The sequence below is a fragment of the Streptomyces sp. AcH 505 genome (genome assembly GCF_000818175.1).
In the GTDB taxonomy this organism is placed as follows: domain Bacteria; phylum Actinomycetota; class Actinomycetes; order Streptomycetales; family Streptomycetaceae; genus Streptomyces.
In genome coordinates this window covers 3,241,607-3,248,267 of the sequence record NZ_JTIY01000001.1, presented here as the reverse complement: position 1 = coordinate 3,248,267, position 6,661 = coordinate 3,241,607, and the positions used below count along the sequence as shown (strand labels likewise).

The 6,661-nt window shown below is 70.2% G+C and carries 6 protein-coding genes; 5 read left to right on the top strand and 1 reads right to left on the bottom strand.

The window, feature by feature from the left end; translation table 11 throughout:
* On the top strand, window positions 1–666 hold a 666-nt coding region (locus HY68_RS45130; RefSeq protein WP_041996103.1), incomplete at its 5' end, for an ABC transporter substrate-binding protein.
* Window positions 667–748: 82 nt separating this feature from the next.
* Window positions 749–1,168, top strand: a complete 420-nt coding sequence (locus HY68_RS14890) for a hypothetical protein (protein WP_041988967.1) — start codon at window positions 749–751, stop codon at window positions 1,166–1,168.
* A 274-nt stretch (window positions 1,169–1,442) separates the two neighbouring features.
* Here the strand turns inward: HY68_RS14890 and HY68_RS14885 are convergent, their stop codons facing one another.
* Entirely contained in the window at window positions 1,443–2,840 is a 1,398-nt protein-coding gene (locus tag HY68_RS14885) for a cystathionine beta-synthase (protein ID WP_041988965.1), read from the bottom strand.
* Between the two features lie 140 nt (window positions 2,841–2,980).
* On the opposite strand from HY68_RS14885, the gene HY68_RS14880 reads away from it, so the two are divergent.
* From HY68_RS14880 to HY68_RS14870, 3 genes are all read left to right on the top strand, one after another.
* Window positions 2,981–3,973 carry an SGNH/GDSL hydrolase family protein gene (locus tag HY68_RS14880; RefSeq protein ID WP_041988963.1) on the top strand — a complete coding sequence of 331 codons (993 nt, stop codon included), beginning with the start codon at window positions 2,981–2,983 and terminating at the stop codon, window positions 3,971–3,973.
* A gap of 258 nt (window positions 3,974–4,231) precedes the next feature.
* Window positions 4,232–5,452 carry an acetyl-CoA C-acetyltransferase gene (locus HY68_RS14875; protein ID WP_041988961.1) on the top strand — a complete coding sequence of 407 codons (1,221 nt, stop codon included), beginning with the start codon at window positions 4,232–4,234 and terminating at the stop codon, window positions 5,450–5,452.
* A gap of 456 nt (window positions 5,453–5,908) precedes the next feature.
* Window positions 5,909–6,661 (top strand): hypothetical protein (locus HY68_RS14870; protein WP_241778578.1); only part of this gene is annotated, 753 nt, incomplete at its 3' end.

The following is a 6,661-nucleotide window of genomic DNA, read 5'->3' as shown; positions in this document are numbered from 1 at the left end:
AAGGGCGGGGACATCGATCTGCTCCCCGAGTACCAGGGCTCGCTGCTGCTCTACCTCGACAAGAAGTCCACGGCGAGCGAGGCGGGCGAGATGCAGAACGCCCTGACGCTGGCGCTCCCGGCCGGTCTGCAGGTCCTGCCGTACGGGGTCGCCGAGGACGCCGACACCTTCGCCGTGACCCGCGAGACCGCCGCCAAGTACGGGCTGAAGTCGCTCGCCGACCTGGCGAAGCACAACGGGAAGCTGGTGCTGGGCGCCGCGGCCGAGATGAAGACCCGTCAGGTGGGGGTGGTCGGGCTGAAGGACGTGTACGGCGTGGAGCTGAAGGAGTTCAAGTCCCTCGACTCGGACGGGCCGCTGGTCAAGGGCGCGCTGAAGAAGGGCGACATCGACATCGCCAACCTCTTCACCACCGACACCGACATCGCGTCCGAGGGGTGGGTGCCGCTGAGCGACCCCAAGCATCTGATACCCGCGCAGCGCGTCGTCCCGCTGATCGCCGACCGCAAGGCCGACTCGACCGTGCGCAAGGCGCTGGCGCGGCTCGGCAACACGCTGACGACGAAGGACCTCACCGCGCTCAACAGCAAGGTCGACAAGGACAAGAAGGACCCGGACGACGTCGCGAACGAGTGGGCGAAGGCCCACGGCCTGACGAAGAAATAACGGGCGCTGGAGCCTGCCTCAGCGCGAAGAGGGGGGTTAGCACCACTGCACGGAACGCGCTCTCCTTCGTACGGTTACGCCTATGGAAGCCCGCGACCCTGAGCTCAAGAAGGAACTCGACGCCCACCTCCAGGCCCGCAGCGAGCTGGGCGCCGAGTACGAGCCCGCCCTCATCGAGTCGTTCCTGGAGAAGGTCGAGCAGCGGCTGGACGGCGTGGTCGACCAGCGCGTCCGGCGTCAGCTCGCCGAACAGCAGATGGTCGTCGCCCGTGGCCCCCGGCCGCCCGCCTCGTCGGGCGAGGGGTTCGGCGAGCGCTTCGGATTCGGGATCATCTCGCTGATCCTGGCGATCCCGCTCTCCGCCATAGCCGCCGTGAACGCCGATCTGCCCGGTCTGATCGTGGCCTGGGCCGGCATCTGCGGGGTGAACGTGGTGTACGCGCACCGCGGGGTGCCCTGGGCGCGCAGGCGGCACGGCGAGAAGTCCGACTGGGAGGACTGAGCCGCCCAGGCGCCGACGACGGACAAAAGAAGAACGCGGGGACCGCCGCACCCCCGTTACCGGGGGGCGGGACGACGGCGGTCCCCGCGTAAGCGACACGGTCCGGGCCAGGGCCGGAGGTCGTGTCCTGGCGTCGAGGAGGTCCGGGAGCCGCTCCGTTGTCCTTGACGCCGACAACGACCAATGTGCCTGACGCGTGTTAAGCCCATGCTGCGTGGACGTGTCGCGCTCGTACCACTCTCGCGAACCCGCGAAACCAGCTGTTATTCACAGCTCATTTCACACCTGTGGAGAGGAACGCGAGCAGATCCTGCCTGCTCACGACCCCTGTCGGCTTGCCCTCCACCAGGACGATCGCCGCGTCGGCGCCCTCGGGACCGCTCAGCGCCGACATCAGGTCCGCGACCGGCTCACCCGAGCCGACCTGCGGAAGCGGCTGCGACATGTGCTTGTCCAGCGGGTCGGTGAGCGAGGCGCGCTGGGTGAACAGCGCGTCGAGGAGTTCCTTCTCCACGACCGAGCCGATCACCTCGGCGGCCATCACGTCCGGATGTCCCGCGCCCGGCTTCACGATGGGCATCTGGGACACGCCGTACTCGCGCAGCACCTCGATCGCCTCGCCGACCGTCTCCTCCGGGTGCATGTGGACGAGGTGCGGGATCGTGCCGCCCTCCTTGTGCTTGAGCACGTCCACCACGGCCGCGGCGTCGCCGCCGTGGTCCAGGAAGCCGTAGTCGTTCATCCACTCGTCGTTGAAGATCTTGCTGAGGTAGCCGCGCCCGCTGTCGGGCAGCAGCACCACCACGACGTCGTCGGGGCCGAGCCCCTCCGCCACCTTCAGCGCCGCCACGACGGCCATGCCGCAGGAGCCGCCGACGAGCAGGCCCTCCTCCTTGGCCAGCCGGCGCGTCATCTGGAAGGAGTCCTTGTCGGAGACGGCGATGATCTCGTCCGTGACCGTACGGTCGTACGCGCTCGGCCAGAAGTCCTCACCGACGCCCTCGACCAGGTACGGCCGGCCCGAACCGCCCGAGTAGACCGAGCCCTCGGGGTCGGCGCCGACGACGCGGACCTGCCCCTCGCTGATCTCCTTGAGATAGCGGCCGGTGCCCGAGATCGTGCCGCCCGTGCCGACGCCTGCGACGAAATGGGTGATTTTCCCTTCCGTCTGGTCCCACAGTTCGGGACCTGTCGTCTCGTAGTGCGAGCGGGGGTTGTTCGGGTTGCTGTACTGGTCCGGCTTCCAGGCGTTCGGCGTCTCGCGGACCAGCCGGTCGGAGACGTTGTAGTACGAGTCCGGGTGGCTGGGGTCGACAGCGGTGGGGCAGACGACGACCTCGGCGCCGTAGGCCCGCATCACATTGATCTTGTCGGTCGACACCTTGTCAGGGCAGACGAAGACGCACTTGTAGCCCTTCTGCTGGGCCACGATGGCCAGCCCGACGCCGGTGTTGCCGCTCGTCGGTTCCACGATGGTGCCCCCGGGGGGCAGCTCACCGCTCTGCTCCGCCGCCTCGATCATGCGCAGCGCGATCCGGTCCTTCACCGAACCGCCGGGGTTGAAGTACTCGACCTTGGCCAGGACTGTCGCCTGAATGCCCGCGGTCACGCTGTTCAGTTTCAACAGCGGGGTATTGCCAACAAGACTGATCATCGAGTTGTGGAATTGCACCGTTTTATCTCCGGGGTCTCCGTGATGGTCCGGCCAGCGTATGCGTAGCGGGACGGGATTGGGTGAGAGTCCTTTCGGGGCAGTTAGCTGGTGTACGTGCGGGCGAGGAGGAGGTGGCTCGGACTGTGTCAAGGGCGAGAGTGGCACGGCGGATCGCTGCGGGCGCGGCTTACGGCGGCGGAAGCATCGGTCTGATCGGGGCGGCGGGCATGGGTGTGCTGCTGGCGGAGGTCCAGCTGGCGAAGCGGTCGGTGGGCGGCGGGGTCGCTCCCGTACCGCCCAGCGCGGACGGCTGGTACGGGGCGCTGTTCGGGTCGATGGAGCCCGTCCGGATGAGCATGCTCGGCGATTCGCTGGCGGCGGGCCAGGGCGTACGGCGCGCCGGACAGACGCCGGGGGCGCTGCTGGCGTCGGGGCTCGCCGCCGTGGCCGAGCGGCCCGTGGACCTGTGGAACGTGGCACTGCCGGGAGCCAGGTCGGACGATCTGGACCGCCAGGTCTCGCTGCTGCTCGCCGATCCGGCCCGGATCCCCGATGTCTGCGTGATCATGATCGGCGCCAACGATGTCACGCACCGGATGCCTGCCACCGAGTCCGTCCGCCTGCTGTCGGCCGCGGTACGGAGGCTGCGTACGGCCGGCGCGGAGGTCGTCGTCGGCACCTGCCCCGACCTGGGCACGGTCGAGCCGGTGTACCAGCCGCTGCGCTGGCTGGCCCGGCGGGCGAGCCGGCAGCTGGCGGCGGCGCAGACGATCGTGACGGTCGAGCAGGGCGGCCGTACGGTCTCGCTCGGCGACCTGCTGGGCCCCGAGTTCGAGGCGCATCCGAGGGAGCTGTTCGGCCCGGACAACTTCCACCCCTCGGCCGAGGGGTACGCGACGGCCGCGATGGCCGTGCTGCCCTCGCTCTGCGCGGTGCTCGGCCTGTGGCCGGAGACGGACCAGCTGGACGTCACGCGCGACGAGGACGTGCTGCCGGTCGCCAAGGCGGCGTCCGCCGCGGCCGCCCAGGCGGGTACGGAGGTCACCGGCGTACGGGCGCCGTGGGCACTGCTGAAGCACCGCAGGCGCCGCCATCTGGCGTCCCCGGCGGACGAGGAGGCGACGGCGACGACGCAGGTACGCCCGGCCTGAGCGGACCGGGGCGGCCCGAGCGGCTTGCGCGGGCCGGACGGGCGGGTGGCCCGGTCGCGCGGCGCGGCCACGCGGCCCGGTCGCGCGGTGCGGTGGCACAGACCGGTGTGGGTACACCGGTGCGGTTGCACAGTGGGTGCACAATCGAGTGAGCAAGCGCTTAGAAAAGAGGCCCGCATCACACGTCCGGTCCGGTGACCCCGGCCCTACGTGCGGGTAACTTCCCACTGAGTCAGCCTTCTCCCCTCTGGAGCCGTGATGCCCGAAGCCGTGATCGTTTCCGCCGCCCGCTCCCCCATCGGCCGCGCTTTCAAGGGCTCGCTCAAGGAGCTGAGGCCGGACGACCTGACCGCCACGATCATCCAGGCCGCACTGGCCAAGGTGCCCGAGCTGGACCCGGCCGGCATCGACGACCTGATGCTCGGCTGCGGGCTGCCGGGCGGCGAGCAGGGCCACAACCTCGGCCGGATCGTCGCCGTCCAGATGGGGATGGACCATCTGCCCGGCTGCACGATCACCCGCTACTGTTCCTCGTCGCTCCAGACCTCCCGGATGGCGCTGCACGCCATCAAGGCGGGCGAGGGCGACGTCTTCATCTCGGCGGGCGTCGAGATGGTGTCCCGCTCGGTCAAGGGGTCGAGCGACGGGATGCCGGACACCCACAACCCGCTGTTCGCCGACGCCGAGGCGCGCACGGCCGCGGTCGCAGGGAGCGGCGCCGACAGCTGGCACGACCCGCGCGAGGACGGTCTGGTGCCCGACGCGTACATCGCGATGGGCCAGACCGCCGAGAACCTGGCCCGGCTCAAGGGCGTCACCCGCGAGGACATGGACGAGTTCGGCGTACGCTCCCAGAACCTCGCGGAGGAGGCCATCAAGAACGGCTTCTGGCAGCGCGAGATCACGCCTGTGACGACCCCGGACGGCTCGGTGGTGGCGGCGGACGACGGACCGCGCGCGGGGGTCACCCTGGAGGGCGTACAGGGCCTCAAGCCGGTCTTCCGCCCGGACGGCCGGGTCACGGCGGGCAACTGCTGCCCGCTCAACGACGGCGCCGCCGCGCTGGTCATCATGTCCGACACGAAGGCGCGCGAGCTGGGCCTGACCCCGCTGGCCCGCATCGTCTCCACCGGCGTCACCGGCCTGTCGCCCGAGGTCATGGGGTACGGCCCGGTCGAGGCGTCCCGCCAGGCGCTCTCCCGCGCCGGTCTGACCGTGGACGACATCGACCTGGTCGAGATCAACGAGGCGTTCGCCGCGCAGGTGATCCCGTCCTACCGCGACCTGGGCATCCCGCTGGAGAAGCTGAACGTGAACGGCGGCGCCATCGCCGTCGGCCACCCCTTCGGCATGACGGGCGCCCGCATCACCGGCACGCTGATCAACAGCCTCCAGTTCCACGACAAGCAGTTCGGCCTGGAGACGATGTGCGTGGGTGGCGGCCAGGGGATGGCCATGGTGATCGAGCGGCTGAGCTGAGCGGTAGCGAAGGGTAGGGGGCGCCTGAGGGACGAAGGCGCCACCTGCCCGCAGCGGTCGCGAAGCTCAGCGCGACCAAGGAACACGTGCGGCTGAGCTGAGCGGTAGCGGAGGGTAGGGGGTGCCTGAGGGACGAAGGCGCCACCTGCCCGCAGCGGTCGCGAAGCTCAGCGCGACCAAGGATGCGTACGCCTCAGCTGACCGCCGGTGCACCCAGGGTGACCGCCCGACGCGTCAACCGCACCGAGCTTCAGCCGTGACTCAATCTCCCCCAGGATGTGACCTGTCCCTGGGGGAGATTCGTCTGTGCAGGTCAAAGCCATGACGGGGGCCCGACAAAGGCACAAAGACCTGTCCGGTTCGTGACGTAATGCACTGACGAGCGGTGCAGGCACACGCGAAGCTGATGTAGGAAGTCGGGGGATCGATCCGAATCGGGAGTAGTCAGTGAGCGCCATGTCTCTAGCCCTGCTGCTGACCACGGCCGCCGCCACGGCCGTGGGCGCTGCCGCCCTGCACGCCGCTCACGGGCTGCGTCGTCAGGTCACAGCGCTGCGCAGCGAACTGGCGGCGAACCCCGGCGGGCTGAGCGCCTCCGTACCGCAGGCCAGAACGGCAGGCACACCGACCGACGACATACGCACCGCCGTGGCGGAAGCCCTGGCGGAGGAGCGCGAGCGTGAGCTCGCCGAGGCGCGGGCCTTCTGGGCCGCGCAGGAGGCGCGCGACGCCGCCGACGCACCGTCGATGCTGGGCGGCCTCTCGGGCGCCCCGATCGAGGAGAACCCCTTCGCCGGACCGTTCTACGTGCCGCGCCAGGCGGACTTCGTCGGCCTTGAGTCGCTGGATCTCGACGCGGCCGAGGCGTACGACGACTTCCCCGAGCTGGGCGGGTTCGCCGACCCGGACCTCTCCGAGGTCAGTGAGATCACCGAGATACGCGAGGCGAGCGAGTTCGCCGAGGACTCGCCCGAGCTGGCCGCCGCCCGCCGCCGGCACCCCTCGCACCCGGACTTCGTGCCGGTGCAGACCCCGGTCGTCACCGACCACGAGCGCACCGTCGCCCGGCTCGAAGAGCTGGCGGCGACCCGTACGGCACTCGCCGACGTACGCCCGGGACCGCTCGGCACGCTCGACGTGTACGTCTTCGCCGACGGCACGACGCTCTGCATGACGCCGGGCCACCGGGAGACCGCCGAGCGGCTCCCC